27 protein-coding genes and 1 pseudogene are annotated in these 25,442 nt (G+C 56.0%); 20 read left to right on the forward strand and 8 right to left on the reverse strand.

Annotation, left to right across the window (positions count from 1 at the left end; genetic code table 11):
• Positions 1-35 precede the first annotated feature (35 nt).
• Positions 36-1,817, forward strand: coding sequence for a sigma-54-dependent Fis family transcriptional regulator (locus tag PGR09_RS10795; RefSeq protein ID WP_430916137.1), 1,782 nt, complete (start codon positions 36-38; stop codon positions 1,815-1,817).
• Here the strand turns inward: PGR09_RS10795 and PGR09_RS10800 are convergent, their stop codons facing one another.
• Positions 1,818-2,414 (reverse strand): undecaprenyl-diphosphatase, encoded by a 597-nt coding sequence (locus PGR09_RS10800; RefSeq protein WP_045395183.1) that lies wholly within the window; start codon positions 2,412-2,414, stop codon positions 1,818-1,820. It abuts the gene before it with no gap.
• Between the two features lie 59 nt (positions 2,415-2,473).
• On the reverse strand, positions 2,474-3,412 hold the full coding sequence (locus tag PGR09_RS10805; protein ID WP_380377624.1) for a LysR family transcriptional regulator: 939 nt from the start codon (positions 3,410-3,412) through the stop codon (positions 2,474-2,476).
• A gap of 102 nt (positions 3,413-3,514) precedes the next feature.
• Here PGR09_RS10805 and PGR09_RS10810 point away from each other — a divergent pair, with 102 nt between their 5' ends.
• The 3 genes from PGR09_RS10810 (at position 3,515) to PGR09_RS10820 (ending at position 5,029) form a co-directional block, all read left to right on the forward strand.
• Positions 3,515-4,120 (forward strand): FMN-dependent NADH-azoreductase, encoded by a 606-nt coding sequence (locus tag PGR09_RS10810; RefSeq protein ID WP_045395187.1) that lies wholly within the window; start codon positions 3,515-3,517, stop codon positions 4,118-4,120.
• 78 nt (positions 4,121-4,198) lie between these two features.
• Positions 4,199-4,498, forward strand: coding sequence for an ArsR/SmtB family transcription factor (locus PGR09_RS10815; protein ID WP_047044355.1), 300 nt, complete (start codon positions 4,199-4,201; stop codon positions 4,496-4,498).
• Between the two features lie 9 nt (positions 4,499-4,507).
• Positions 4,508-5,029 (forward strand): rhodanese family protein, encoded by a 522-nt coding sequence (locus tag PGR09_RS10820; RefSeq protein WP_063447421.1) that lies wholly within the window; start codon positions 4,508-4,510, stop codon positions 5,027-5,029.
• Here PGR09_RS10820 and lpxO read toward each other — a convergent pair.
• Entirely contained in the window at positions 5,026-5,928 is a 903-nt protein-coding gene (lpxO, locus tag PGR09_RS10825) for a lipid A hydroxylase LpxO (RefSeq protein WP_045395192.1), read from the reverse strand. The two genes, PGR09_RS10820 and lpxO, sit on opposite strands and share 4 nt — an antisense overlap.
• A 208-nt stretch (positions 5,929-6,136) precedes the next feature.
• Between lpxO and PGR09_RS10830 the strand changes: the two genes are divergently transcribed.
• Complete coding sequence (locus tag PGR09_RS10830) at positions 6,137-6,316, forward strand: hypothetical protein (RefSeq protein WP_045395194.1); 180 nt, start codon at positions 6,137-6,139, stop codon at positions 6,314-6,316.
• Positions 6,317-6,356: 40 nt separating this feature from the next.
• On the opposite strand, the gene stpA is transcribed toward PGR09_RS10830, so the two are convergent.
• Positions 6,357-6,758, reverse strand: coding sequence for a DNA-binding protein StpA (stpA, locus tag PGR09_RS10835; RefSeq protein ID WP_045395232.1), 402 nt, complete (start codon positions 6,756-6,758; stop codon positions 6,357-6,359).
• A 717-nt stretch (positions 6,759-7,475) separates the two neighbouring features.
• On the opposite strand from stpA, the gene alaE reads away from it, so the two are divergent.
• Entirely contained in the window at positions 7,476-7,925 is a 450-nt protein-coding gene (gene alaE / locus PGR09_RS10840) for an L-alanine exporter AlaE (RefSeq protein WP_015370082.1), read from the forward strand.
• 64 nt (positions 7,926-7,989) lie between these two features.
• Here alaE and PGR09_RS10845 read toward each other — a convergent pair whose 3' ends face one another.
• A complete protein-coding gene (locus tag PGR09_RS10845; protein ID WP_015370081.1) occupies positions 7,990-8,352 on the reverse strand; it encodes a DUF2002 family protein in 363 nt (120 codons plus the stop codon).
• Positions 8,353-8,501: 149 nt separating this feature from the next.
• Between PGR09_RS10845 and PGR09_RS10850 the strand changes: the two genes are divergently transcribed.
• On the forward strand, positions 8,502-8,849 hold the full coding sequence (locus PGR09_RS10850; protein WP_015370080.1) for a DUF883 family protein: 348 nt from the start codon (positions 8,502-8,504) through the stop codon (positions 8,847-8,849).
• 76 nt (positions 8,850-8,925) lie between these two features.
• Here the strand turns inward: PGR09_RS10850 and PGR09_RS10855 are convergent, their stop codons facing one another.
• Positions 8,926-10,284 carry a PLP-dependent aminotransferase family protein gene (locus PGR09_RS10855; RefSeq protein WP_047044346.1) on the reverse strand — a complete coding sequence of 453 codons (1,359 nt, stop codon included), beginning with the start codon at positions 10,282-10,284 and terminating at the stop codon, positions 8,926-8,928.
• 90 nt (positions 10,285-10,374) lie between these two features.
• On the opposite strand from PGR09_RS10855, the gene PGR09_RS10860 reads away from it, so the two are divergent.
• The 13 genes and pseudogenes from PGR09_RS10860 (at position 10,375) to leuA (ending at position 23,979) form a co-directional block, all read left to right on the forward strand.
• On the forward strand, positions 10,375-10,806 hold the full coding sequence (locus tag PGR09_RS10860) for a carboxymuconolactone decarboxylase family protein (RefSeq protein WP_047044343.1): 432 nt from the start codon (positions 10,375-10,377) through the stop codon (positions 10,804-10,806).
• A gap of 183 nt (positions 10,807-10,989) precedes the next feature.
• Entirely contained in the window at positions 10,990-11,235 is a 246-nt protein-coding gene (nrdH, locus tag PGR09_RS10865; RefSeq protein WP_047044340.1) for a glutaredoxin-like protein NrdH, read from the forward strand.
• Positions 11,232-11,642, forward strand: coding sequence for a class Ib ribonucleoside-diphosphate reductase assembly flavoprotein NrdI (gene nrdI, locus PGR09_RS10870; RefSeq protein ID WP_045395202.1), 411 nt, complete (start codon positions 11,232-11,234; stop codon positions 11,640-11,642). The genes nrdH and nrdI overlap by 4 nt, the downstream gene beginning before the upstream one ends.
• On the forward strand, positions 11,615-13,759 hold the full coding sequence (gene nrdE / locus PGR09_RS10875) for a class 1b ribonucleoside-diphosphate reductase subunit alpha (RefSeq protein WP_430916138.1): 2,145 nt from the start codon (positions 11,615-11,617) through the stop codon (positions 13,757-13,759). The genes nrdI and nrdE overlap by 28 nt, the downstream gene beginning before the upstream one ends.
• A gap of 10 nt (positions 13,760-13,769) precedes the next feature.
• On the forward strand, positions 13,770-14,732 hold the full coding sequence (nrdF, locus tag PGR09_RS10880; RefSeq protein WP_015370074.1) for a class 1b ribonucleoside-diphosphate reductase subunit beta: 963 nt from the start codon (positions 13,770-13,772) through the stop codon (positions 14,730-14,732).
• A 345-nt stretch (positions 14,733-15,077) separates the two neighbouring features.
• The gene (proV, locus tag PGR09_RS10885; protein WP_430916139.1) at positions 15,078-16,280 is read left to right on the forward strand and encodes a glycine betaine/L-proline ABC transporter ATP-binding protein ProV; all 1,203 of its coding nucleotides are present in this window, start codon (positions 15,078-15,080) and stop codon (positions 16,278-16,280) included.
• Complete coding sequence (gene proW / locus PGR09_RS10890; protein ID WP_045395210.1) at positions 16,273-17,337, forward strand: glycine betaine/L-proline ABC transporter permease ProW; 1,065 nt, start codon at positions 16,273-16,275, stop codon at positions 17,335-17,337. The genes proV and proW overlap by 8 nt, the downstream gene beginning before the upstream one ends.
• A gap of 14 nt (positions 17,338-17,351) precedes the next feature.
• Entirely contained in the window at positions 17,352-18,347 is a 996-nt protein-coding gene (gene proX, locus PGR09_RS10895; RefSeq protein WP_430916140.1) for a glycine betaine/L-proline ABC transporter substrate-binding protein ProX, read from the forward strand.
• A 228-nt stretch (positions 18,348-18,575) separates the two neighbouring features.
• Positions 18,576-18,731 (forward strand): annotated as a pseudogene (locus tag PGR09_RS10900) (hypothetical protein); the annotation flags it as partial.
• Positions 18,732-18,794: 63 nt separating this feature from the next.
• On the forward strand, positions 18,795-19,325 hold the full coding sequence (gene mprA / locus PGR09_RS10905; protein WP_015370069.1) for a transcriptional repressor MprA: 531 nt from the start codon (positions 18,795-18,797) through the stop codon (positions 19,323-19,325).
• Between the two features lie 131 nt (positions 19,326-19,456).
• Entirely contained in the window at positions 19,457-20,629 is a 1,173-nt protein-coding gene (emrA, locus tag PGR09_RS10910; RefSeq protein WP_015370068.1) for a multidrug efflux MFS transporter periplasmic adaptor subunit EmrA, read from the forward strand.
• Positions 20,630-20,644: 15 nt separating this feature from the next.
• Entirely contained in the window at positions 20,645-22,183 is a 1,539-nt protein-coding gene (emrB, locus tag PGR09_RS10915; protein WP_045395214.1) for a multidrug efflux MFS transporter permease subunit EmrB, read from the forward strand.
• A gap of 137 nt (positions 22,184-22,320) precedes the next feature.
• On the forward strand, positions 22,321-23,979 hold the full coding sequence (leuA, locus tag PGR09_RS10920; RefSeq protein ID WP_430916141.1) for a 2-isopropylmalate synthase: 1,659 nt from the start codon (positions 22,321-22,323) through the stop codon (positions 23,977-23,979).
• Here the strand turns inward: leuA and PGR09_RS10925 are convergent.
• Together PGR09_RS10925 and luxS are read right to left on the reverse strand one after the other, a co-directional pair.
• On the reverse strand, positions 23,976-24,743 hold the full coding sequence (locus PGR09_RS10925) for an AraC family transcriptional regulator (protein WP_045395217.1): 768 nt from the start codon (positions 24,741-24,743) through the stop codon (positions 23,976-23,978). The two genes, leuA and PGR09_RS10925, sit on opposite strands and share 4 nt — an antisense overlap.
• A gap of 48 nt (positions 24,744-24,791) precedes the next feature.
• A complete protein-coding gene (gene luxS, locus PGR09_RS10930; RefSeq protein ID WP_015370064.1) occupies positions 24,792-25,307 on the reverse strand; it encodes an S-ribosylhomocysteine lyase in 516 nt (171 codons plus the stop codon).
• Between the last annotated feature and the right edge of the window lie 135 nt (positions 25,308-25,442).

Consider the following 25,442-nt stretch of genomic DNA (forward strand, 5'->3'; position numbering starts at 1 on the left):
ATTGCAACACAACCCAGCCGACCACGAGGTGCGCCGTGCAAGGAAATCCGTTCACTATCACCCCCGAGGCGCAGTCCAGCACGCTGCTGAGCGACTCCTGGCAACGCAGCCAGCGCTACGGCCTGCAGCCAACGAGCGACGAGTTTCCGCGCCTGCGCGGCGGCGAACTGGCCGACGTGCTGGAAAGCAACCGCAGCCTACAGCGGCTGGCGCAACCGGTGGCGACGCCGCTGGCGCAACGTGCCGCCGGGCTGCAATCGGTAGTGATTCTTTCCGATGCCAGCGGGCTGGTGCTCCAAACCTTCGGCAATAGCGCGGCAATGAAAAAAGCGCAAAGCTTCGCGCTGGAGCCTGGCAATATCTGGAGCGAAAGCGGTCGCGGTACCAACGCTATCGGTACCGCGCTGGCGATTGACGACAGCTGCGAAGTCGAAGGCCGTCAACACTATTTAACCCGTAATCAGGATTTGTACTGCGCGGCGGTACCCCTACAAAGCCCCGATGGCCAGATTGCCGGGGCGCTGGATATTTCCGGTCCGGCGCATATCCCGCATCCCCACTCTCTGGCGTGGATTAAAGAGGCCGCCAAACAGATTGAATATCTGTGGGTGAAACAGAGCCTGCATCCGCAGCAGTGGTTAATGAGCCTGCACTCGCGGGTGCAGAAGCTCGATAGCGCTGAAGAGCTGCTGCTGGTCTTCTCCGATAACCTGCTGACCGCGGCCAATCGGCTGGCCATCCGCGAACTGGGCCTGCAGGCCGGACAGATAGGGCAAATGACCTTCCAGCAGTTGTTCCCCCGCCTGACGCAAACGGCGGTTAGCGTGCCGCTGCCGATGACCTTCCAGCAACGTGGCTACTACTACCGTCTGCGCGCGCCAACCCGCGCCAGCGTCGCCGTCCCCGCGCAACCAGCGCTCAACCTGCCGTTTTGCGCGTCCGGCGAAGGCGAGAAAATGGTCCGCTTACTCAACGCCGGTATCGCATTGTGTATCGAAGGGGAAACCGGCTGCGGTAAAGAGTTCCTCAGCCGTGAGCTGCATGCGCATAGCCGCTGGCGCAGCGGTAAATTCGTCGCCATCAACTGCGCGGCCATCCCCGAATCGCTGATTGAATCGGAGCTTTTCGGTTATCAGGCGGGGGCCTTTACCGGCGCGAATAAAAACGGCTATATCGGCAAAATTCGCGAAGCCGATGGCGGAGTGCTGTTCCTCGATGAAATCGGCGATATGCCGCTGGCTCTGCAAACCCGACTGCTGCGGGTACTACAGGAAAAAGAGGTCATGCCGCTGGGTGGGAATCGCAGCGCGCCGGTGAACTTCGCCTTGATTTGCGCCACCCACCGTCATCTCGCGCAGCGCGTCGCCGAAGGCGCGTTTCGCGAGGACCTGCTCTACCGCCTGCGCGAATACGCTTTTACCATCCCGCCGCTACGCCAATGGCCTGAACTCAAACATTTTATTCCTGCGCTGTGGCGCTCGCTTGGCGCGGCAGAACGCCATATCACGCTCTCCGATGCGCTGATTCATCAACTGACATTATGTCGTTGGCCGGGTAACGTGCGTCAGTTGCAAAGCCTGCTCAAAGTCCTGTTGGCGCTGGCGGACGATGGCGAATGCCTGGGCGTCGCGGCGCTGCCCGAGGAGTATCAAAGCGCGCAGCAAACCAGCGCTCCAGGCGGGCTTCAACAACATGACGCAAAGCTGATTGCCGATACGCTGGCCCGCTTTAACGGCAATGTGAGTAAAGCGGCGCAGGCGTTAGGCGTCGCGCGCAGCACGCTGTATCGACGGGCCGCGCGCGTACAAAGGAAGTGACTACGGCGTAAAGCGCGCCGGCAGCCAGGAGAAGAGACGGCGACTCAGCGCTTCGCACAGCGCCACCAGCGTCTGCCCCAGCCGTTGCCACACCACTTTTGCCACGCAGAGGCCCAGTGCTGAAATCAGCGCCGCGCCCAGCATATCCAGCGGGAAATGGACGCCGAGAAAAATACGCGCCCACGCTACCGGTAGCGCCGCCGCCAGCACCAGCAGCCCCATGCCGCGCAGGCGTAATGACAGCAGCGCGAAGGCGGCGCTGAACATTACGGTGCCGTGATCGCTTGGGAAAGAGTTATCCGCCGGGTGGCTTATCCAGGTATGGCCCAGCGGCATCATAAACGGCCGCGGATGGAACCACAGCGTTCCACAGGCAAACCCCAGCCCTAACGCTATCAAAATCGTCATGGCGCAAAACAGCGCCTGTCGATGCCCCTGCCGACCGCCAAGGAACCATAATCCCAGCAATATCGCCGGGACTAAAAGGATAATCCAGCTGGCGGAGAATCGCGCCAGCAGCAATAGGCTGTCCGGCGTACCAGGCCCGGCATTCAGCGCGAGGAAGGCGCTCTGGTTAAACGTTTCTAACAGGTTCATGGCGAGTTCTCGTCACAGTCATCATGCTGTCATTATCGCCAGAATACCTTAAGCCCGGATTAACCTGACGCTGAAGAATCCTCCTGGTTTTTACCACCGGCTAACTGCTGCGGCAGCCGCGCCAGCAGTTCATCTACCACTACGCGAATTTTCTGCGGCACCCATGCCGCTTCCGGCCAGACGGCGCTGATCGCAAAGCTGCCGCTGACCGACGACGGCAATATTTGCTGGAGTTCTCCCCGCGCTAGTTCGTCGGCCACCAGCCAATCCGGCAGCCAGGCGATTCCCAGCCCGCTTTTTGCCGCCGCGGCGATGGCGGCGAAATCATCCATTGCCAGTCCGGGCTGAGGGCGAAACGCGAGCACCGCTCCCTGCGCATCGCGCAAATGCCATTTCTGCATCTGCCCGGCGTAGAGATAGCCAATAGTAAGATGCTCGTGCAGTTCTTCCGGCGTCTGCGGCGCTGGCCGATGTCGTAGATATAACGGCGATGCGCAAAGAATCATGCCGTGCTGGCCTAAACGCCGGGCCTTAAGAAAGCTGGAGTCGCTCAACGCGCCGATACGTATCGCCATATCGAACCCTTCTTCAAACAGATTAACCTGGCGGTCGCTAAACGACAGCTCGAGCTTAAGCTCAGGATAACGTTGGCTAAGAGGAAACAAGATCGGCGCCACGCAGCGCTGGCCAAACAGCACCGGCAGGCTGATTCGCAGCCGCCCTTGCACCTGGGTTTTCCCGCGCTGAATTTCATTTTCCGCATCCCGCAGGTTATCCAGCGCCCGGCGGGATTGCAGATAAAAGACCTCGCCTTCTTCGGTCAACGCCTGCCGACGCGTGGTGCGCTGAAACAGCGCGACGCCAAGCCGCTGCTCCAGCCGGGAAATGGTCTTGCCGACGGCGGAGCGCGTCACGCTCAGCTTCTCGGCGGCTTGCGCAAAGTTGCCGCACTCGACGACGGCGACAAATACCGGGATCGCATTTAAATCACTGCGCATTGATTGGTTCCTGAGTGGATACAATGATAAAAAATAATGTCACTACTGGAGAAAAATAGACAGTGTTACCCTGCGGACCATCAACTTTATAAGGAGTCCGTCATGAGTAACGTATTGATTTTAAAATCCAGCATCAACGGCCCGGCGTCGCTAACCAACCAGCTAATAGATGAATATATGCAGACCCGCCGCGAGGCCGGTCATCAGGATTCGGTCGTCGAACACGATCTGACCACCCTCGCCTTGCCGAAACTCGACGGCGCGCTGTTTGCCGCGCTGCGCGGCGCGCAAGACTCGCGTCCGGCGATTCAGCAAGGGGTTGCCCTCTCTGATTCACTCATCGGCGAGTTAAAGGCCAGCGATCTGCTGGTGATCGGCGCGCCGATGTATAACCTCAACGTGCCAACCGATCTCAAAAACTGGTTCGATCTGGTGGCGCGAGCGCGGGAAACCTTCCGCTATACCGAGACCTGGCCGCAGGGGTTGGTTGAAGGCGTGCGTGCGGTGGTTATTAGTTCGCGCGGCGGCGTCCATGACGGGCAACCCAGCGATGCGGTCACCCCTTACCTGCGCGCGGTGCTGGGATTGATGGGGATTAGCGACGTCGAATTTATCTACGCCGAAGGGATGGATATTCGCCCGCACGGCCGTGATGCAGGTATCGCCCACGCCCGCCAGCATATTGCCAGGGCCGCTCAGCTGGCGTGAGATCCGCTGCTTCTGCGGGCTGGTAAAGGGTCAGCTTTTATTTTAGAATAATCTAAATTTAGAAAAGACTAAAATAAAATGACCACAGCACAACAACTGCAGGCCAGCGCCGGGGAAGCCGCTGTCCTGCTGAAAGCGATGAGTAATCCCCACCGGCTACTGATTCTGTGCATGCTCTGCGAAGCCCCGCGAACAACCGCGGGAGACCTGGCGCAAATCACCGGCCTGAGCCCTTCCGCCACCTCTCAGCATCTCGCGCGGATGCGCGATGAGGGGCTTATCGACAGCGAACGCGACGCCCAGCGCCTGCGCTATTTCATTACCCATCCCGCCGTTCAGCAGGTTATCGCCACGCTGAAAACCATTTACTGCCCGTAAGGAGTCCTTATGACTATCGCCACCGTTACAGCCAACGAAGCCCAGGCGCTTATCGCCCAGGGCGCACGGCTGATTGATATCCGCGCTGCCGACGAATACGCTCGTGAGCATATTCCAGCGGCGACGCTGCTGCCATTAGAGCAACTGACTCACGGCGCGGCGCTCAATGCGCAGCCGGGAGAAACAATCATTTTTCACTGCCAGGCCGGCTCGCGCACGCAAAATAACGCCAGCCTTCTGGCCGCCGCCGCCGCGCCCGCGCAAGTTAAGCTACTGGCTGGCGGTATTCAGGCATGGCGGGCGGCGGGATTGCCGATAGTCGAAGATAAATCCCAGCCGCTGCCGCTAATGCGCCAGGTGCAAATCGCCGCCGGCGCGCTGATTTTGCTGGGAGTAGTGCTGGGATACGCCGTCAACAGCGGCTTTTTCTTGCTGAGCGGTTTCGTTGGCGCGGGGCTCACTTTCGCTGGCCTCACCGGTTTCTGCGGCATGGCGCGCCTGCTGGCGGTCATGCCGTGGAACCGACGTTAAAACGCCTGCCAGATGAGTAGCGCAATGCCGCCGAAAAGTAGCCATTTGACGATGTAGTAAACCGTTTTATTCCATTTTTTCAAACGCTTGCCGACAATGCGGATTTGATAAATGTAGCGGAAGCTGCGGTTAATCCCGCCGGTACGGTCGCCGATATCGTTCGGCGCGGCGGCGGCGCTCATTAAATTTCGCCCCAGCCAGTGGTTCACCTTCTGCGCCCAGCGGTAACGCATGGGCCGTTCGATATCGCAAAACAGAATCAGCCGGTTCTCACCGCTGGTATTTTCCGCATAGTGAATATAGGTTTCGTCAAATAGCACGCCTTCGCCATCGCGCCAGCTATAGCGTTCGCCGTCCACTTCAATAAAACAGCGATCGTCATTCGGCGTCGCCAGCCCAAGATGAAAACGCAGCGACCCGGCATAAGGGTCACGGTGGCGAGGCAAACGGCTACCATCAGGTAACGTGGCGAACATTGCCGCTTTAACCGAAGGAATGCCGCGCAGCAGTTCAGTCGTTTTTGGACATAGCTGGCTTGCGGAGGGATGCGCGTCTTCATACCATTTCAGGTAAAACCGTTTCCAACCGGTTTTAAAAAATGAGTTAAATCCGGCATCATTATATTTTTCCGCCGCTTTTATTTGCTCCAGACGCTGCAGATTAATCCCCTCTTCACGAATAACCAGCCAGTTCTTTTGTAATATCGCAAGTTCCGGAAACGTCTCCGGACGCAGAAACGGGGTATTCGGCACACGCGAAAAGAGGTACATAAACCCGTTAAGAGGAGCGGTAAAAGTTGAATGGTCGGAAAGCTGACGCCAGAAACGATAGCGAACTTTTCCGCGATAATGGACGTAGAGCACAGCAATTATAATAATAAGTAAAATGATATACTTCATATTCGCTTATCTGACCATGTTCTGTTTTGAATCATTCTGCGCCAGCAGTCTCAGTTTCACTCACCGCAGCGCCACAAAAACCATTAACAAAGATAATACATCTACCCATAAATTGTTTTAACAAAAAGCAGCACGATCGTTGAATCCGTCAGCATCGTTGAGCTATCGTTTAGGTTCTTAGTTGTTACCAATGCTCAGGAGAGACACCATGTTTACAACAGGCGATCTGGTACAACCGCGCGTCGGCGGGCCAAAATTGAAGGTAGTGGAAGTGAATGGCGATAGCCTGATCGTTGTTCAGGCGAGTAACGAGCAGGGTGAGAAATTTACTCTGAAAGCGGTTGATGTTACGCCTTATACCGAAGAAGGCGATTTCGGCGTTTGCTAAGCAAAACGGTGGGTTTCCCCACCGTTTAAACAATCTCTGTTTAGATCAGGAAGCTCTCAAGTGATTGCCCCTGCGCGACGGCCAAAGCGATCGGCTTGGGCATACGGCCCTGGCCAGTCCAGGTTTTTTCTGCGCCGGTATGATCGGTATAACGATATTTAGCCGGGCGCGGCTGACGTTTTTTACTGCTTTTCGCCGGGGCCATTTCATGCAGCGCTAATTCATCAGGTGAAATACCGTCAGCAACCATTAATTCCAGCCAGGTATTAATTTTTTCCTGATATTCCGCCTGCTGCTGTTGCGTCTTCTGCTGCTCTTCACGTTTTTCTTCAGTGACGATCCTGAGTTTTTCCAGCATCTCTTCAAGCACGTCAGTGGAGAATTCACGCGCCATAGCACGCAGTGAGCGAATATTATTCAGTTTTTGTAACATAAAAGACATAAAGATCAAAAATCCCAAATCGAAAAAATAAAACAAGAATTACCTGGTCAGTTTAATAGATATGTATATTTATTTCCAGCCTTAGCTTATTCAAATAAATATGTACAGGATTACGCCTATGAACGCGCTGAAATTTATTGGTGGGCAATATCGAAATAGAACACAAACTCTGACTGGCGCGGATGAATAATGCATAGCGCGACATAATAATATTCATAATATTATATTTATAGCCACGTCAGTGAGTTATAAAATCATCGCCGGTAAAACAGGAACGCCAATGGCTTTGCGGTGATGAATGAAAATTCACATAATCCGAATAAAAACCTTTTTTTACATACAGCAGTAAATGCTAATGAACCGGTATTTATACGGTAAATAACGCCAAAAGCGACAGCCATCACATAACGCATTCAGATACCCGCTTTATCCACCACACTTCTCCTGCCACGCCCGATCGCCATCTGACAAAGCGAAATCATATCTATTTGATATAAAACGAAATAATCAAACAAAGGAACAAAAGTAGCGCAAGTTAAACAAAATGCCAGCTCGCAGAGTGTTTTATCGACAAAAAGGCGATAAATAAAAATTTATAGCTAGTTGTCACTTACTATGCAGAGATATACTCTACACACATCAAAACAGGCAGCCCAAAACCGCTACACCGTGCGCACTTTTCGGCGTTATTGACTTCATTTTTCGAGGAGCATACCGATGTTCTCTGCTCAATCCCGCTTGCGTCATGCGGTAGCAGACACCTTTGCAATGGTGGTCTACTGCACCGTTGTCAATATGATGATCGAAATTTTCCTCTCCGGAATGACTTTTGAGCAGTCGTTATCTTCACGACTGGTCGCGATCCCGGTCAACATTATTATTGCGGTGCCTTATGGCTTCTATCGCGACTTCGCTATGCGCCAGGCGCGCCGAATCAGCACCTCGGGATGGATGAAGAACATTGCTGATGTCGTCGCGTATGTGACTTTCCAGTCGCCGGTGTATGTATTAATTCTGCTGTCGGTAGGCGCAGACTGGCATCAAATTGCCGCCGCGGTCAGTTCAAACATTCTGGTATCAATGATGATGGGTGCAGTATACGGCTACTTTCTCGACTTCTGCCGCCGCCTGTTCCGCGTCAGCCCTTATCAGCAAGCTAAAGCCTGATCCTCATCTTTCGGCGACTGGCCGCTGCCAGTCGCCTGCTTCAAAGCAGCCCGCATTAGATTATTCAGCCGTGAGACATCTGCGGCTGCGCCTCGCCAAACAGACCGTTCAGAAAACGCTCAAGCGCCATCCGCGAACTAAAACCATGTGGAATACCGTAATGCTGCTGCGCATCACCCGCCAAATAGAGCGGGAACTGTTCATAATGGTCGCAAGTTTTAATCTCGCTGGCGGGTTCCGCCAGTGAATTACTGCGCTCTTTAAGCGCCGGATGAATAACTAAAGCGGTACGCCCCATGCGCGCTTCGCGGTTCACATAAACATAATTATCGCCACGGCGATATCCATACGCTTTTTGCGTCACAACATCCATGGTGAAGCCGGCTTTTTCAAGAACACGCGCCACCTCATCGGGTCTTAAATACATACTGATTCCTCGTTATCTTTTACCGCACATTTACCTTACCTTATTCACGAATAGCAGCGCTTTCAGAAAATTCCATAAACTCCCGCAAAAGCATAATGCAAAATCATGTCCTACACTTAATAACTCGAATGGAAAAGAGGGAGAAACCAATGGCTAACCGTGTGAACCGCAACGACATTGATGAAAGCGCCGAGGATATTCATAACGAAGTCAGCCAATTAGCGGATACGCTGGAAGAAGTGCTGAAATCATGGGGTAGCGATGCGAAAGATGAAGCAGAGAACGCGCGTAAAAAAGCGCAGTCGCTGCTGAAAGAGACGCGCGCCCGCCTGAACGGCAATACCCGCCTGCGCCAGGCGGCCTATGATACCGTTGAACGCGCCCGCGATGCCGCCGGCTGCGCCGACAGCTACGTGCGTGATAAACCCTGGCAGAGCGTTGGCGCCGCCGCCGCCGTTGGGGTGTTTATTGGCGTTTTGCTTAATTTGCGTCGATAATAGTATCGATAGACTACATGTGAAGATAACAAATACGCGTCTGACCCTGCGTCCCAATGGTGCGCAGGGTTTTTTATTATTCCACGCTGGCCAGCGCTTGCTTAAGTTCGCCTACCACTTCACGTGCCATCACCGCCGACGTGATATTGGTAAAACTCATCAATAGCCCGCCCTCACCACGGCTAAGCATGCGCCAGTCGCTCAACGCCTGCACCGCCAGCCCGGCACGTTGGCAGCGACGGGCCTGCTCGCGATCGTCCCCCTTCACCGCCATCACCAGTTGGATCCCGCCGGACTGCGGTACCACCTGAAAACCCTGCGCCTGCAGCGCCGACTCCAGCCACTGCCTGCGCAACGCGTAGCTGGCGCGCATTTTTTTTAGATGACGCCAGAAATGCCCGTCATTGATGAAGTCCGCTAACGTCTGCTGCCATAAGGTCGGCACATTACAGTGGCTCAATTCGGCCTGACAACGAAACCGCGCCGCCAACGGCTGCGGTACCACCAGCCACGCGACGCGCAGCGCGGGAAACATCGATTTACTAAATGACCCGGCGTACAGTACCCGCTGTGGCGCATCGAGGCTTTTCAGCGGCGGTAGCGGCTTCCCCTGATAGCGAAATTCACTGTCGTAGTCATCTTCAATAATCCAGCTATCGCGCTGCGCCGCCCACTGTAATATCTGTCGACGTCTCTCCAGCGACAGGGCCACGCCGAGCGGGCTTTGATGCGCTGGAGTTAACAGCGCAAAGCGCGCCTGAGGATAGTGTGTCTGCGCCCAGTCGATATTCATTCCCTGTTGGTCAACCGGTACCGGATCGATATTGACCCCCGCCGCGCTAACCACCGGGCGAATGAACGGATATCCCGGATCCTCCATCCACATATGCTGCCCCGGCTGCGCAAGGGTACGCAAAATCAACGCCATCGAGGCCGCATAGTTGCCGCTAATCACAACCTGCTCCGGCTGGCACTCGATGCTGCGCGACAGGCGCAAATAGTCGACAATCGCCTGACGGAGAACCGGTTCGCCGCAGGGATCGCCGGGCGCGAGGTCGAAGCGCGATTGCGTCCGTAGCCGCCGCCCCATCACTCGCGCCCACAGCCCGCGCGGAAAAAGATCCAGTGCCGGCAACCCCATTTGAAAAGGCAGCGGCGCGGAGGATCCCCGGCCCGTCGCCGGTCGCTGAGCCGTGACCTGCCGCGGGCTCAGCCGCTCGCTGACAAAGGTGCCCGCCTGGCCGCGGCGCTCCAGCCAGCCCTGTGCCACCAGCTCGCCCCAGGCATTTTCAATCGTCGCCCGCGATACGCCAAGCTCCTGCGCATAAACTCTGCTCGCGGGCAGACGGCTTCCCGGCGCCAGCTCGCCATTCTCAATCGCTGATTTCAGCTGGCGGGCGATACGCTGGTAGTGCGGCACTTTTTTGGCTTCCATTATGGTCTGCTTTTTTCATCACAATATGGCTATCTAATGCAGTCCATTATAGTGCTATTTTGCCCGGGTCTTAGAGAGGAGAACTGCAAGATGACCACATTACGTCAGCCGTATAGCGAACTGAGCCCGGAAATCTATAAGGGGTTGGTTCAGGCCAGCATAGCGCTGGAAAAAAGCGAATTGGGCAGCACGATGGTGGAGCTGGTCTATTTGCGGGTGTCGCAAATTAACGGCTGCGCTTTTTGCCTTGAGATGCACAGCAAAGCGCTACGCAAAGCCGGCGTTGACCAGAGCAAACTGGATGCGCTGGCAGGCTGGCGCGTAAGCGCCCACTTCAGCGCTGCGGAACGCGCGGCCCTCGCATGGGCGGAATCGGTAACCGATATCGCAGCCAGCCACGCCGAAGATGAGGTGTACCTGCCTTTAGAAGAGCATTTTACCCCACGCCAGATTAGCGATTTAACCTTCGCCATCAGCCTTATGAACGCCTTTAACCGTCTGGCGGTCGCGATGCGGATGTAATTTTCGCGTATCGACTTCCCTCCCCCGCCGGGCTAGTTGGTGGGGGATAACTTATCGAAAAACTCTATATATTGCGTGGTTGAAGTTTTAAATAACTACATCTAGTATTTCCTGAACGGTAAGCCCATAACGTTCGGCGCGATGTTTTACGCCGTCTTGTTATCTTAAATGGAAATACGAATCATGCGCATTATTATTTACACTCGAAATGACTGCGTGCAATGCCATGCCACCAAACGCGCGATGGAGAGCCGCGGTTTCGCCTTCGATATGGTCAACATCGACCAACACCCGGAAGCCATCGACATGCTGCGCGAGCAGGGATTCCAGCAATTACCGGTGGTGATAGCCGGGGAAACCCGCTGGTCGGGCTTCCGCCCCGATATGATTAATCGCCTGCGTCCCGCCGCGGCTACGGCCAGCCTATGAGCCTCATCGTCTACTTCTCCAGCAGCTCTGAAAATACGCATCGCTTTGTGCAGCGTCTGGCGCTGCCTGCCGTGCGCATCCCGCTCAACGAGCGCGAGCGAATTCAGGTAGACGAACCCTATATTCTCATCGTCCCCAGCTACGGCGGCGGCGGAACGGCAGGCGCCGTGCCGCGCCAGGCGATCCGCTTTTTAAACGACCCGCATAATCGCCGGCTGATTCGCGGCGTCATCGCCGCCGGTAACCGTAACTTCGGCGAGGCCTATGGCCGGGCGGGAGAGGTCATCGCGCAGAAATGCGGCGTGCCGTATCTGTATCGTTTTGAGCTGATGGGTACCCAGCAAGATGTCGACAACGTGCGTAAAGGAGTAAGCGAATTTTGGCAACGACAACCGCAGAACGCGTAACCGCCGGGGCGTCTGATTTCCACGCCCTCAATGCGATGCTGAACTTATACGACAGCAATGGCCGCATTCCCCTGGAAAAGGACCAACAGGCGGTCGAAGCATTTATCCATAGCCACGTGCGCCCCAACAGCGTACCGTTCGCCGGTCTGGAGGAGAAACTGCAATGGCTGAGCGACGAAGGTTATTACGATCCGGCAGTGCTGGCCCGCTATGAACGTCGTTTCGTGCTGGCCCTCTTCGCCCACGCGCATCAACACGGTTTTCGCTTCCGTACTTTCCTCGGCGCGTGGAAGTTCTACACCAGCTATGCCTTACGCACTTTCGACGGCAAACGCTACCTGGAGCATTTCGCCGACCGCGCCTGCATGGTGGCGCTAACCCTGGCCCAGGGTGATGAAACCCTGGCGCGACAGCTGGCCGATGAGATCCTCTCCGGGCGCTTTCAGCCAGCGACGCCGACCTTCCTCAACGCCGGTAAACAGCAGCGCGGCGAGCTGGTCTCCTGCTTCCTGCTGCGTATCGAAGATAATATGGAGTCGATTGGCCGGGCGGTGAACTCCGCCCTGCAGCTGTCAAAACGCGGCGGCGGCGTGGCATTTCTGCTCTCCAACTTGCGCGAAGCGGGCGCGCCGATTAAACGTATCGAAAACCAATCCTCCGGGGTGGTGCCGGTGATGAAAATGCTGGAAGACGCCTTCTCTTACGCCAATCAGTTGGGAGCGCGTCAGGGGGCCGGCGCGGTTTACCTGCATGCTCATCACCCCGATATTTTACGTTTCCTCGATACCAAGCGGGAAAACGCGGATGAGAAGATCCGCATCAAAACCCTGTCGCTGGGAGTGGTCATTCCGGATATCACCTTCCAGCTGGCGAAAGAAGACGCGCAGATGGCGCTGTTCTCGCCCTATGACGTTGAGCGGCTGTACGGCAAAGCCTTTGGCGATATCGCCGTCAGCGAGATGTATGCGCAACTGGTGGCCGATGACCGCGTTCGCAAACGCTGGATCCGCGCCCGCGATCTGTTCCAGCGGCTGGCGGAAATTCAGTTTGAATCCGGCTATCCGTACATCATGTTCGAGGATACGGTGAACCGCGCCAACCCGATCGCCGGGCGCATTAATATGAGCAACCTGTGCTCGGAGATCCTGCAGGTCAACAGCGCCTCCACCTTTGACGAAAATCTCGATTACGCCACCGTTGGCGAGGACATTTCCTGCAATCTCGGCTCGCTGAATATCGCCCACGCCATGGATTCGCCGGACTTCGCCCGCACCGTCGAAGTGGCGGTCCGCGGCCTGACGGCGGTCTCCGATATGAGCGATATCCGCTCGGTGCCATCGGTGGCGGCGGGTAATGCCGCATCGCACGCCATTGGCCTTGGGCAGATGAACCTGCACGGCTATCTGGCCCGCGAAGAGATCGCCTACGGCAGCCCGGAGGGGCTGGACTTCACTAATCTCTATTTCTACACCGTCACCTGGCACGCCCTGCGCACCTCTATGGCGATGGCGCGCGAGCGCGGAGTACGTTTTGCCGGGTTTGAGCAGTCGCGTTACGCCAGCGGCGACTATTTCCAGCAGTATTTGCAGGGTGAATGGCAGCCGAAAACCGCCAGGGTACGCGAACTGTTCGCCCGCGCGGGCATTACCCTGCCCGATCGTGAGATGTGGCGACAGCTACGCGACGACGTGATGCGCTACGGCATTTATAACCGCAATTTGCAGGCGATCCCGCCGACCGGTTCGATCTCTTATATCAATCATGCCACCTCCAGCATTCATCCGATTGTGGCGAAAATCGAGATCCGTAAAGAAGGTAAAACCGGCCGCGTGTACTATCCGGCGCCGTTTATGACTAACGACAATCTGGCGCTGTATCAGGATGCCTGGGAAATTGGCCCGCAAAAAATTATCGATACCTATGCCGAAGCCACGCGACATGTCGATCAGGGGCTGTCGCTGACGCTGTTCTTCCCGGATACCGCCACCACCCGCGATATCAACAAAGCGCAAATCTACGCGTGGAAGAAAGGTATCAAGACGCTGTATTACATTCGCCTGCGCCAGCTGGCGCTGGAAGGTACCGAAATCGAAGGCTGCGTGTCCTGCGCGCTGTAAGGAGAACAGGATGACCCACTTATCGCGCATCAGCGCCATCAACTGGAACAAAATCGAGGATGACAAAGACCTCGAGGTGTGGAACCGCCTGACCAGCAACTTCTGGTTGCCGGAGAAGGTGCCGCTGTCCAACGACATTCCACACTGGCAGACTCTGACGGCTCAGGAGCAGCAGTTGACCATCCGCGTCTTTACTGGACTGACGCTGCTCGACACCATCCAGAATACCGTCGGCGCCCCGGCGTTGATGACCGACGCCCTCACCCCACATGAAGAGGCGGTGCTGTCGAACATTAGCTTTATGGAAGCGGTGCATGCTCGCTCCTATAGTTCGATATTCTCCACCCTGTGTCAGAGCAAGGATGTCGATGCCGCCTACGCCTGGAGCGAGGAGAACGCTCCCCTACAGCGCAAAGCGCAGTTGATGCTCAATTACTACCAGGCCGATGAGCCGCTGAAGAAAAAAATCGCCAGCGTGTTCCTCGAATCTTTTCTTTTCTATTCAGGGTTCTGGCTGCCGATGCATTTTTCCAGCCGCGGCAAGCTGACCAATACCGCCGATTTAATCCGTCTGATTATTCGCGACGAAGCGGTGCATGGTTACTATATTGGCTATAAATATCAAAAAGGGTTGGAAATCGTCAGCGCCGCGAAGCGCGAAGAGTTGAAAAATTTCGCCTTTGATCTGCTGATGGATCTGTACGATAACGAACTGGCCTATACCCGCGAATTGTATGCCGACAGCCCGTGGCTCGACGACGTCAACGCGTTCCTCTGTTACAACGCCAATAAAGCATTGATGAACCTTGGCTATGAGGCGTTATTCCCGGCGGAAATGGCCGCCGTAAACCCAGCCATCCTCGCGGCGCTGTCGCCAAACGCCGATGAAAATCACGACTTTTTCTCCGGCTCCGGTTCTTCTTATGTTATGGGTAAAACCGAAGCAACCGCCGACGACGATTGGGACTTTTAACCGCGCGATCGCTGGGGAATATATCAACATATTCTCCAGTGATCTATTTCACATTATTCTTTATTATCACACAAATAATCTACTGACTATTCCCTCGTCATATTTCCTTCATTTAAGCCAATTTTCCCATTCATTATTCATGCATAATCAAAAAATATCATCAGCCGTATATGATGGCTCAGCCCTTATATCATGGGCAATTCAGCCAGAGTTCTCCTTTCAGATTTTGGCTAGCTATTCACATCGAGGGTTGTCACAGAATCTCAGTATGTTAGGGTGTAAACAGGTAATAAACTTCACCAGGTACGATATCGATATAATTAAAGACAGGAAATCATTTATTGCATGGCAATTAAATTAGAAATTAAGAATCTCTATAAGATATTTGGCGAGCACCCGCAACGCGCGTTCAAATATATTGAAAAAGGACTTAGCAAAGAGCAAATACTGGAAAAAACGGGGCTATCGCTTGGCGTTAAAGACGCCAGTCTGGCCATTGAAGAAGGCGAGATATTCGTCATCATGGGACTTTCCGGCTCAGGAAAATCCACCATGGTTCGCCTTCTCAATCGCCTGATTGAACCCACCCGCGGACAGGTGCTGATTGACGGCGTGGATATCGCCAAAATCTCAGATGCCGAGCTTCGCGAGGTGCGCAGGAAAAAGATTGCGATGGTTTTCCAGTCATTCGCCCTGATGCCGCATATGAACGTGTTGGATAACACCGCCTTCGGTATGGAGCTGGCCGGCGTTTCCGCCGAAGAGCGCCAGCAGAAAGCGGTGGATGCGCTACGTCAGGTGGGGCTGGAAAATTACGCTCACGCCTATCCCGACGAGCTTTCCGGCGGGATGCGCCAGCGCGTCGGCTTAGCCCGCGCATTAGCGATCAACCCCGATATTCTGCTCATGGATGAGGCCTTCTCAGCGCTTGATCCGTTAATTCGTACTGAAATGCAGGATGAGCTCACCAAATTACAGGCGAAGCATCAACGTACCATCGTCTTTATTTCCCACGATCTTGATGAAGCTATGCGTATTGGCGATCGTATTGCCATTATGCAAAATGGCGAAGTGGTGCAAATTGGCACCCCTGACGAAATTCTGAATAACCCGGCGAATGATTACGTTCGTACTTTCTTCCGCGGCGTGGATATTAGCCAGGTATTTAGCGCTAAGGATATTGCCCGCCGTAGCCCGGTTGGCCTGATTCGTAAAACCCCCGGTTTCGGCCCGCGTTCGGCGCTGAAATTATTGCAGGATGAAGACCGCGAATATGGTTACGTCATTGAACGCGGTAATAAGTTTGTCGGCATTGTCTCCATCGACTCTCTGAAAAGCGCGCTGAGCGAAAATCAGGGGCTTGATGCGGCGTTAATTGACTCCCCGCAGCCGGTGGAAGCACAAACGCCGCTCAGCGACCTGCTCTCCCACGTCGGCCAGGCGCCCTGCGCCGTCCCGGTGGTGGATGAAGGGCACCAGTATCTCGGCATTATTTCAAAACGCATGCTGCTACAGGCTTTAGATCGCGAGGGGGCAAACAATGGCTGATCAATCGAATCCATGGGATACCGCTGCGCCAGCGGATAACGCGGCGCAGTCCGCCGACGCCTGGGGCAACCCAACACCCGCGCCCGCTGACGGCGGCGGCGCCGACTGGCTTAATAGCGCGCCTGCGCCGCAGCCAGAACATTTTAATATTATGGATCCGTTCCATAAAACGCTGATCCCGCTTGATAGTTGGGTCACCCACGCCATCGACTGGATCGTGCTGCACTTCCGTCCGCTGTTCCAGGGGATCCGCGTGCCGGTGGATTATATTCTCAGCGCTTTCCAGCAGCTGTTGCTGGGGATGCCGGCGCCGGTGGCGATTATTCTCTTCGCCCTGATCGCCTGGCAGATCTCCAGCGTCGGCATGGGTATCGCCACTCTGGTCTCGCTGGTAGCCATCGGCGCTATTGGCGCATGGTCGCAGGCGATGGTCACTCTGGCGCTGGTGCTTACCGCGCTGCTGTTCTGCATGATAATCGGCCTGCCACTGGGGATCTGGCTGGCGCGTAGCCCGCGAGCGGCGAAAATCATCCGCCCGTTACTTGACGCGATGCAGACCACACCGGCGTTCGTCTACCTGGTACCGATCGTCATGCTGTTCGGTATCGGCAACGTTCCGGGCGTGGTGGTGACCATTATCTTCGCCCTGCCGCCAATTGTCCGCCTGACCATCCTCGGGATTAACCAGGTACCGGCAGACCTCATTGAAGCTTCACGCTCCTTCGGCGCCAGCCCGCGCCAGCTGCTGTTTAAAGTCCAGCTGCCGCTGGCGATGCCGACCATCATGGCCGGCGTCAACCAGACGCTGATGCTGGCCCTGTCGATGGTCGTTATTGCCTCGATGATCGCCGTCGGCGGCCTCGGTCAAATGGTGCTGCGCGGTATTGGCCGCCTGGATATGGGGCTGGCGAGCGTCGGCGGGGTCGGGATCGTTATCCTCGCGATTATCCTCGACCGCCTGACCCAAGCCGTCGGCCGTGATTCCCGTAGCCGCGGTAATCGCCGCTGGTACGCCACCGGACCTCTGGGGCTGATTACCCGCCCTTTCTGTAAATAAGAGAAGGAATAACGATGCGACATACTACACTCCTTGCCACAGCGTTTACCGCCCTCGTCACGACCAGCACGTTTGCTGCCGAGCTGCCGGGTAAAGGCATCACCGTGAAACCGGCGCAGAGCACCATTTCGGAAGAAACCTTCCAGACGCTGCTGGTCAGCCGCGCGCTGGAAAAACTGGGCTATACCGTCGAAAAGCCGAGCGAAGTCGACTATAACGTCGCCTACACCTCCATCGCCTCTGGCGATGCCACCTTTATCGCCACCAACTGGCAACCGCTGCACGATGATATGTACACGGCGGCGGGCGGCGATAAAAAATTCTACCGTGAAGGAACCTTCGTTACCGGCGCGGCACAGGGCTACCTGATCGATAAGAAAACCGCCGAGCAGTACCATATTAAGTCCATCGACCAGTTGAAAGATCCGAAGATCGCCAAACTGTTCGATACCAACGGCGATGGCAAAGCCGACCTCACCGGTTGTACCCCAGGCTGGGGCTGCGAGGCGGTCATCAACCATCAGATTGATGCCTACGGGCTGAACAATAAAGTGGTCCATAACCAGGGCAACTACGCGGCGATGATGGCCGATACCATCGCCCGTTATAAAGAAGGCAAACCGGTTCTTTATTACACCTGGACGCCGTACTGGGTCAGCGACGTGCTGAAACCGGGTAAAGATGTGGTCTGGCTGCAGGTGCCGTTCTCCTCCCTGCCGGGAGAACAGAAAGATATCGACACCAAGCTGCCGAACGGCGTCAACTATGGCTTCCCGGTGAACACCATGCACATCGTCGCCAACAAAGCCTGGGCCGAGAAGAACCCGGCGGCGGCGAAGCTGTTTAGCCTGATGAAGCTGCCGATTGCCGATATCAACGCCGAAAACGCGATGATGCATGCGGGTCATGCTTCAGAAGCCGACATTAACGGCCACGTTGATGGTTGGATTAAGGCCCACCAGCAGTTGTTCGACGGCTGGGTGAAAGAAGCGCTGGCGGCGCAGAAGTAATTTCTTCCCTCTCCCCACGGCGGTTTGCCGTCGTGGGGCTGCCCTTTCCCCCATAGCAGCATGAAACGAATATGCCTAAAAAAGCGGATATTCTGATTTCCCATTTTCGCGATTGTGAAGCCATCACGCCGTCTGCTAAGGTGAGCAAATCTTTCCAGGCGTAATTTTCACCAGCGTTATCAATAAGTCACCGATATGGAAACGCCTGCTCCCCGACGTCAGCGCCATTGGCTACCAACACGGGTAGGTTGCGCCGCGTTCAGGTTGAGCTTACAGACGACGAACAGCATTATTATCCCTACGCAACTCAGCGCTTTAGCCTATGGTTTGGCATGGAAAATCGGCGTCTCGCCGGAGATTTTAAGTATTAATAGTGACCGATAATTCATTTGCTTTATTTGTCACAATAGTTATTATATCGGCTGTAATTAATGAGGTTATACCCAAATGGATAGTTCGTTTACTCCCATTGAGCAGATGCTCAAATTCCGCGCCAGCCGCCATGAAGATTTCCCTTTCCAGGAGATTCTCCTCACCCGTCTCTGTATGCACATGCAGGGTAAGCTGCTGGAAAACCGTAACAAAATGCTGAAAGCGCAAGGGATTAACGAGACATTATTTATGGCGCTGATAACGCTTGAGTCTCAGGAAAATCACAGCATTCAACCTTCCGAGCTGAGCTGCGCGCTGGGTTCGTCACGCACTAATGCCACCCGTATCGCCGACGAACTGGAAAAACGCGGCTGGATCGAGCGTCGTGAAAGCGACAACGATCGTCGCTGCCTGCATCTGCAGCTAACCGACAAAGGTCATCAATTCTTGCGCGAGGTATTACCTCCGCAGCACAACTGCCTGCACCAGCTGTGGTCTTCTTTGAGCACTGCGGAAAAAGACCAGCTGGAGCACATCACCCGCAAACTGCTTGGCCGCCTCGACCAAATGGAAGAAGACGGCGCGCTGGCGGGATCCCTGCGCTAAGCACGGAGCCGCACAACATTTTGAGTTGCAAGGAACACGGTCAGGCCAGCAGATTTTCTGCTGGCCTTTCTGGTAAACAGGTCGGCTCAGCCGATGTGAAATAATAAGAATGTAAAATTGTGGAGAATCAGATGAGCGAAAATGCGGCGAGCCAAACTCCGCAGCAATCAGGCAGCAAGAAAGGGAAACGCAAAGGCGCCCTTCTGCTCCTGACCTTGCTCTTTGTTATTGTGGCCGTAGCCTACGGCATTTATTGGTTTTTAGTCCTGCGTCATTATGAAGAGACCGATGACGCTTATGTGGCAGGGAACCAGGTACAGATCATGGCGCAGGTTTCCGGTAGCGTCACCAAGGTCTGGGCCGACAACACCGACTTTGTGCAACAAGGCGATCCGCTGGTCACCCTCGACCAGACCGACGCCCAGCAGGCGTTTGAAAAAGCCAAAACCCAGCTGGCGGCAAGCGTGCGCCAGACTCGCCAGCAGATGATCAACAGCAAGCAGCTGCAGGCGAATATTGACGTCAAAAAAACCGCCCTCGCCCAGGCGCAGGCAGACCTTAATCGCCGTATCCCGCTGGGCGCCGCGAACCTGATTGGCCGCGAAGAGCTGCAGCACGCTCGTGACACCGTCGCCAGCGCCCAGGCCGAACTCGACGTCGCTATTCAGCAGTACAACGCCAACCAGGCGATCGTACTGGGCACCAAACTGGAACAGCAGCCTGCGGTGCTGCAGGCGGCGACCGAAGTCCGCAACGCCTGGCTGGCGCTGCAGCGTACGCAAATCGTCAGCCCGATTAGCGGCTACGTTTCCCGCCGCTCGGTGCAGCCTGGCGCGCAGATTGGCACCACTACCCCGCTGATGGCGGTGGTTCCGGCCACCAACCTGTGGGTTGACGCCAACTTTAAAGAGACCCAGCTTGCCCATATGCGTATCGGCCAGCCGGCGACCATCGTCAGCGATATCTACGGCGATGACGTGAAGTACACCGGTAAAGTGGTCGGCCTGGATATGGGTACCGGCAGCGCCTTCTCCCTGCTGCCGGCGCAAAACGCCACCGGCAACTGGATCAAAGTCGTCCAGCGTCTGCCGGTTCGTATCGAAATAGATGCTAAACAGCTGGCGCAACATCCGCTGCGCATCGGCCTGTCGACGCTGGTTGAAGTAGACACCAGCAATCGCGAAGGCGAGATGCTGGCAAGCCAGGTACGTAGCTCGCCGGTCTATGAAAGTAATGCCCGTGAAATCGGCCTTGAGCCGGTAAATAAACTGATCGACGGTATCATCCAGGCCAACGCCGGATAATTCGGGGTGAGCGTAATGCAACAGCAAAAACCGCTCGAAGGCGCGCAACTGGTCATCATGACCATTGCGCTGTCGCTGGCGACTTTCATGCAGGTGCTGGACTCCACTATCGCCAACGTGGCTATTCCGACCATTGCCGGTAACCTTGGCTCGTCGCTAAGTCAGGGGACCTGGGTCATCACCTCGTTTGGGGTGGCGAACGCTATCTCCATCCCAATTACCGGCTGGCTGGCTAAGCGCGTCGGCGAAGTGAAACTCTTCGTCTGGTCGACGGTGGCATTCGCCATCGCCTCCTGGGCCTGCGGGGTGTCAAATAGCCTGACGATGCTGATTTTCTTCCGCGTGATTCAGGGGATCGTCGCCGGTCCGCTGATCCCGCTATCGCAGAGTCTGCTGCTCAGCAACTACCCGCCAGCGAAGCGCTCAATCGCGCTGGCGCTGTGGTCGATGACGGTCATCGTCGCGCCTATTTGCGGCCCGATTCTCGGCGGCTATATCAGCGATAACTACCACTGGGGCTGGATCTTCTTCATCAACGTGCCGATTGGCGTGGCGGTGGTTCTCATGACGCTGCAAACCCTGCGCGGCCGCGAAACCCGCACCGAACAGCGGCGTATCGACGGCGTCGGGCTGGCGCTGCTGATTATCGGGATCGGCAGCCTGCAGGTTATGCTCGACCGCGGTAAAGAGCTCGACTGGTTCGCTTCCAACGAGATTATCATCCTGACCATCGTGGCGGTGGTGGCGATAAGTTTCCTCATCGTCTGGGAGTTGACCGACGATAACCCGATAGTCGACCTGTCGCTGTTTAAGTCGCGTAACTTTACCATCGGCTGTTTGTGTATCAGTCTGGCCTATATGCTCTACTTTGGCGCCATTGTATTGCTGCCGCAGCTTCTACAGGAGGTATACGGCTACACCGCCACCTGGGCCGGTTTGGCTTCGGCGCCGGTCGGGGTGATCCCGGTCATTCTGTCGCCGATTATCGGCCGCTTTGCCCATAAGCTCGATATGCGGCGGCTGGTGACCTTCAGCTTTATTATGTATGCGGTGTGCTTCTACTGGCGCGCGTGGACCTTCGAACCGGGAATGGACTTTGGCGCATCGGCCTGGCCGCAGTTTATCCAGGGCTTTGCGGTAGCCTGTTTCTTCATGCCGCTGACCACCATCACCCTCTCTGGCCTCCCGCCGGAGCGGCTGGCGGCGGCATCGAGCTTGTCGAACTTTACCCGAACCCTTGCCGGCTCCATCGGTACCTCAATTACCACCACCATGTGGACCAACCGCGAGGCGCTGCACCATGCGCAGCTCACCGAGTCGGTGACGCCGTTCAACCCCAACGCCCAGCAGATGTACGATCAACTACAGGGCATGGGAATGACCCAGCAGCAGGCTTCCGGCTGGATTGCCCAGCAGATAACCAACCAGGGGTTGATTATCTCCGCCAACGAAATCTTCTGGGTCTCAGCGGGGATCTTTATCCTTCTGCTAAGCCTGGTGTGGTTCGCCAGACCGCCGTTCAGCGCCGGCGGCGGTGGCGGAGGCGCGCACTAAGTATCAACAAAAGGGACCTACGGGTCCCTTTTTTATTGCCGCGACCTTGTCCATTTCGCGCTAGCTTCTGTCCATTTCGCTAAAGCCGCCGATGCGTTATGTCATGCAGGATAAAGCTCCGACTACAGGAGAACATCATGCTGACCAATCCTTGCGAAAAATACAGCCCTTATCCGCCTATCGCCCTGCCCGATCGCCAGTGGCCCGAGCGGCAAATCACTACCGCGCCGCGCTGGCTTTCCACCGATTTGCGCGACGGCAACCAGGCGCTGGCCGAACCGATGGATGCCGCACGCAAGCTGCAGTTCTGGGATCTGTTGCTTGAGTGCGGTTTTAAAGAAATAGAGGTCGCCTTCCCCTCCGCCTCGCAAACCGACTTCAACTTTGTGCGCCAGCTGATTGACGAGCAGCGCATCCCTGAAGATGTCACCATTCAGGTACTGACTCAGGCGCGGGAAGAACTCATAGCGCGAACCTTTGAAGCGCTGCGCGGCGCCCGACAGGCAACCATCCATCTCTACAATGCCACCGCGCCGCTGTTTCGCGAGCTGGTTTTCGGCATGGAAAAGGCCGAAGTGATCGAGCTCGCCACTCGCGCCACCCGGCTTATTCGTCAGCATTGCGAACAGCAGCCGGACACCCGTTGGCAATATGAATATTCACCGGAAACCTTCTGTTTTACCGAGCCGGAATTCGCCCTTGAAATCTGCGAAGCGGTGGCGGAAATCTGGCAGCCCTGCGGCGAACGGCCAATGATTATTAATCTTCCGGCAACGGTCGAAGTCAACACGCCGAACGTCTACGCCGATCGGATTGAATATTTTTGCCGCCACTTCTCGCGCCGCCAGGATGTGTGTATCAGCGTGCATCCGCATAACGATCGCGGTACCGGCGTCGCCAGCGCCGAACTGGCGGTGATGGCCGGCGCCGATCGCGTGGAAGGCTGTCTGTTCGGCAATGGCGAGCGCACCGGCAACGTCTGTCTGGTCACGCTGGCGATGAATCTCTATAGCCAGGGCGTGGATCCGCAGTTGCGCTTTACGCAGATGAATCGGGTAGTGGAGATCGTCGAGAATTGCAACCAGCTCCCGGTACATCCACGGCATCCCTGGGCAGGCAGTCTGGCCTACACCGCCTTTTCCGGTTCGCATCAGGATGCCATTAAAAAAGGGTTTGATGCCCGTAAGCCGGGAGATCGCTGGCAAATGCCGTATTTACCTATCGATCCACAGGATATCGGCTGCAGCTATGAAGCAGTGATCCGCGTTAACAGCCAGTCAGGTAAAAGCGGCAGCGCATGGCTGATTGAGCAGAACCACGGTCTTAAGCTGCCGCGGGCGTTGCAGCAGGACTTCAGCCAGTACGTTCAGCAAGAAACGGATAGCCATGGTAAAGAAATGACCCATAACGCGTTATGGCAGCTGTTTCGCAGCCGTTACGGCCTGCTGGCGCAGCCGACGCTGGCGTTACTCGACTATCAGAGCGACGGCCAGCAGGATGGCGAACTGACGTTACAGGCTGCGCTGCGGATGAATGGCGAAACCCGCCGCCTGAAAGGACGTGGTAACGGTTTGTTATCCGCCGCCGCCAACGGCCTGAGCGCGCTGTTAAAACGTCATTTCGTTATCAAGGATTACCACGAGCATACCCTTGGGGCGCGCAGCGACAGCCGCTCCGTTGCCTATATTCGCTGCGTCTTTGCCAATGGCGAAAGTCGATGGGGCGTAGGCATTGATAATGACGTTGCCCGCGCCTCGTTACAGGCGTTGTGTAATGCCGTTCACGCCAGGGATTAATCCAACGGGCGAAAATAGTCGCTGGGCGCGGTCCCCATGACCCGGCGGAACATGGCGCTAAAAGCGCTGTGGCTGCCGTAACCCAGATCCAGCGCCACCCTTAGCACCGACTGCCCCTGCGCCAGGCGAACCAGCGCCTCCATCAGCTTCGCCCGGCGCACCCATTCGCTCCAGGTCAGGCTGGTCTGCTGTTGAAAATGGCGGTTCAGCGTACGCTCGCTCATTCCGCCAGCTTGCGCCGCCTCACGGCTGCTCCACGGCTCACCGGGCGCTTCGCGCACCCGCTGGCACAACCGACGCAGGCTATCGCTATGCGGTTCCGGCAAACCGAACGGTAATACCGACATTCCACGAATTTCATCCAGCATCAGCTCATAGATACGTTCGTCGCGAGTCCCGGGGAAATAGCGCTCTTCCAGCGACAGCGACGCGACGATAAGCTCACGCAGCAGCGGTGAGATCTGTACGATCTGGCAGGTAGAGGGCAGATCGGCACGGGCCAGCGGATCGATAAATAGCGTCCGCGCGGCCACATTGCCGGTTATACGTAACGCGTGCGGCGTATGTGCCGGTAGCCAGACGCCGCGCCCCGGCGGTACGACCCAGAACCCGACCGGCGTTTCCACCCGAACCACGCCGCTGAGAATATGCAATAACTGAGCGCAGTCGTGGCAATGCATCGGTTCGCTATCGCCGTGGGCGTAATCATGGGCAAATGGCACCAGCGCGCGGTGCTGGAAGGAAAAGGAGAGCGTTGTCGACATGATAGGCGAAGAGCGGCCCGACGCGATAGCCGGGCCGACGCAGGCGCACTAGATGTGTAGTTCTTGCAGTTTTTCTTTCGGCAGCGCCAGCTCATCGTTGCTGTTGATGCGAACATCACGCTCAATGATGTGGCGGGCAATATCCTGCGCTTCTTCCAGCGAGTGCATGGTGTAGGTTCCGCACTGGTAGACGTTCAGCTCAGGGATCTGATTCTGATCTTTGACTTTCAGCACGTCAGCCATCGCCGCTTTCCAGGCATCGGCCACGCGTTGCTCTTCCGGCGTGCCAATCAGGCTCATGTAGAAACCGGTACGGCAGCCCATCGGAGAGATGTCGATAATTTCCACGCCATTACCGTTCAGGTGATCGCGCATGAAACCAGCAAACAGGTGCTCCAGAGTATGAATGCCGCGCTCCGGCATCACTTCCTGGTTCGGTACGCAGAATCGCAGATCGAAAACGGTGATTTGATCGCCGTGCGGCGTGTTCATTTTCTTCGCGACGCGCACCGCAGGCGCTTCCATTCGGGTATGGTCGACTGTGAAACTATCTAACAACGGCATTCTTCACCTCCGATAGTGATTTTTTTTAAAATAAAATGAACTCTTCGTTCAACAGCGAGTCTGAGTATATGAAAGACGCGCATTTATTATCATCATCATCCCTGAATCAGAGATGAAAGTTTGGCCACAGTGATG

The sequence above is a fragment of the Klebsiella sp. 141251 genome, assembly GCF_050600725.1.
GTDB lineage: Bacteria > Pseudomonadota > Gammaproteobacteria > Enterobacterales > Enterobacteriaceae > Klebsiella > Klebsiella aerogenes.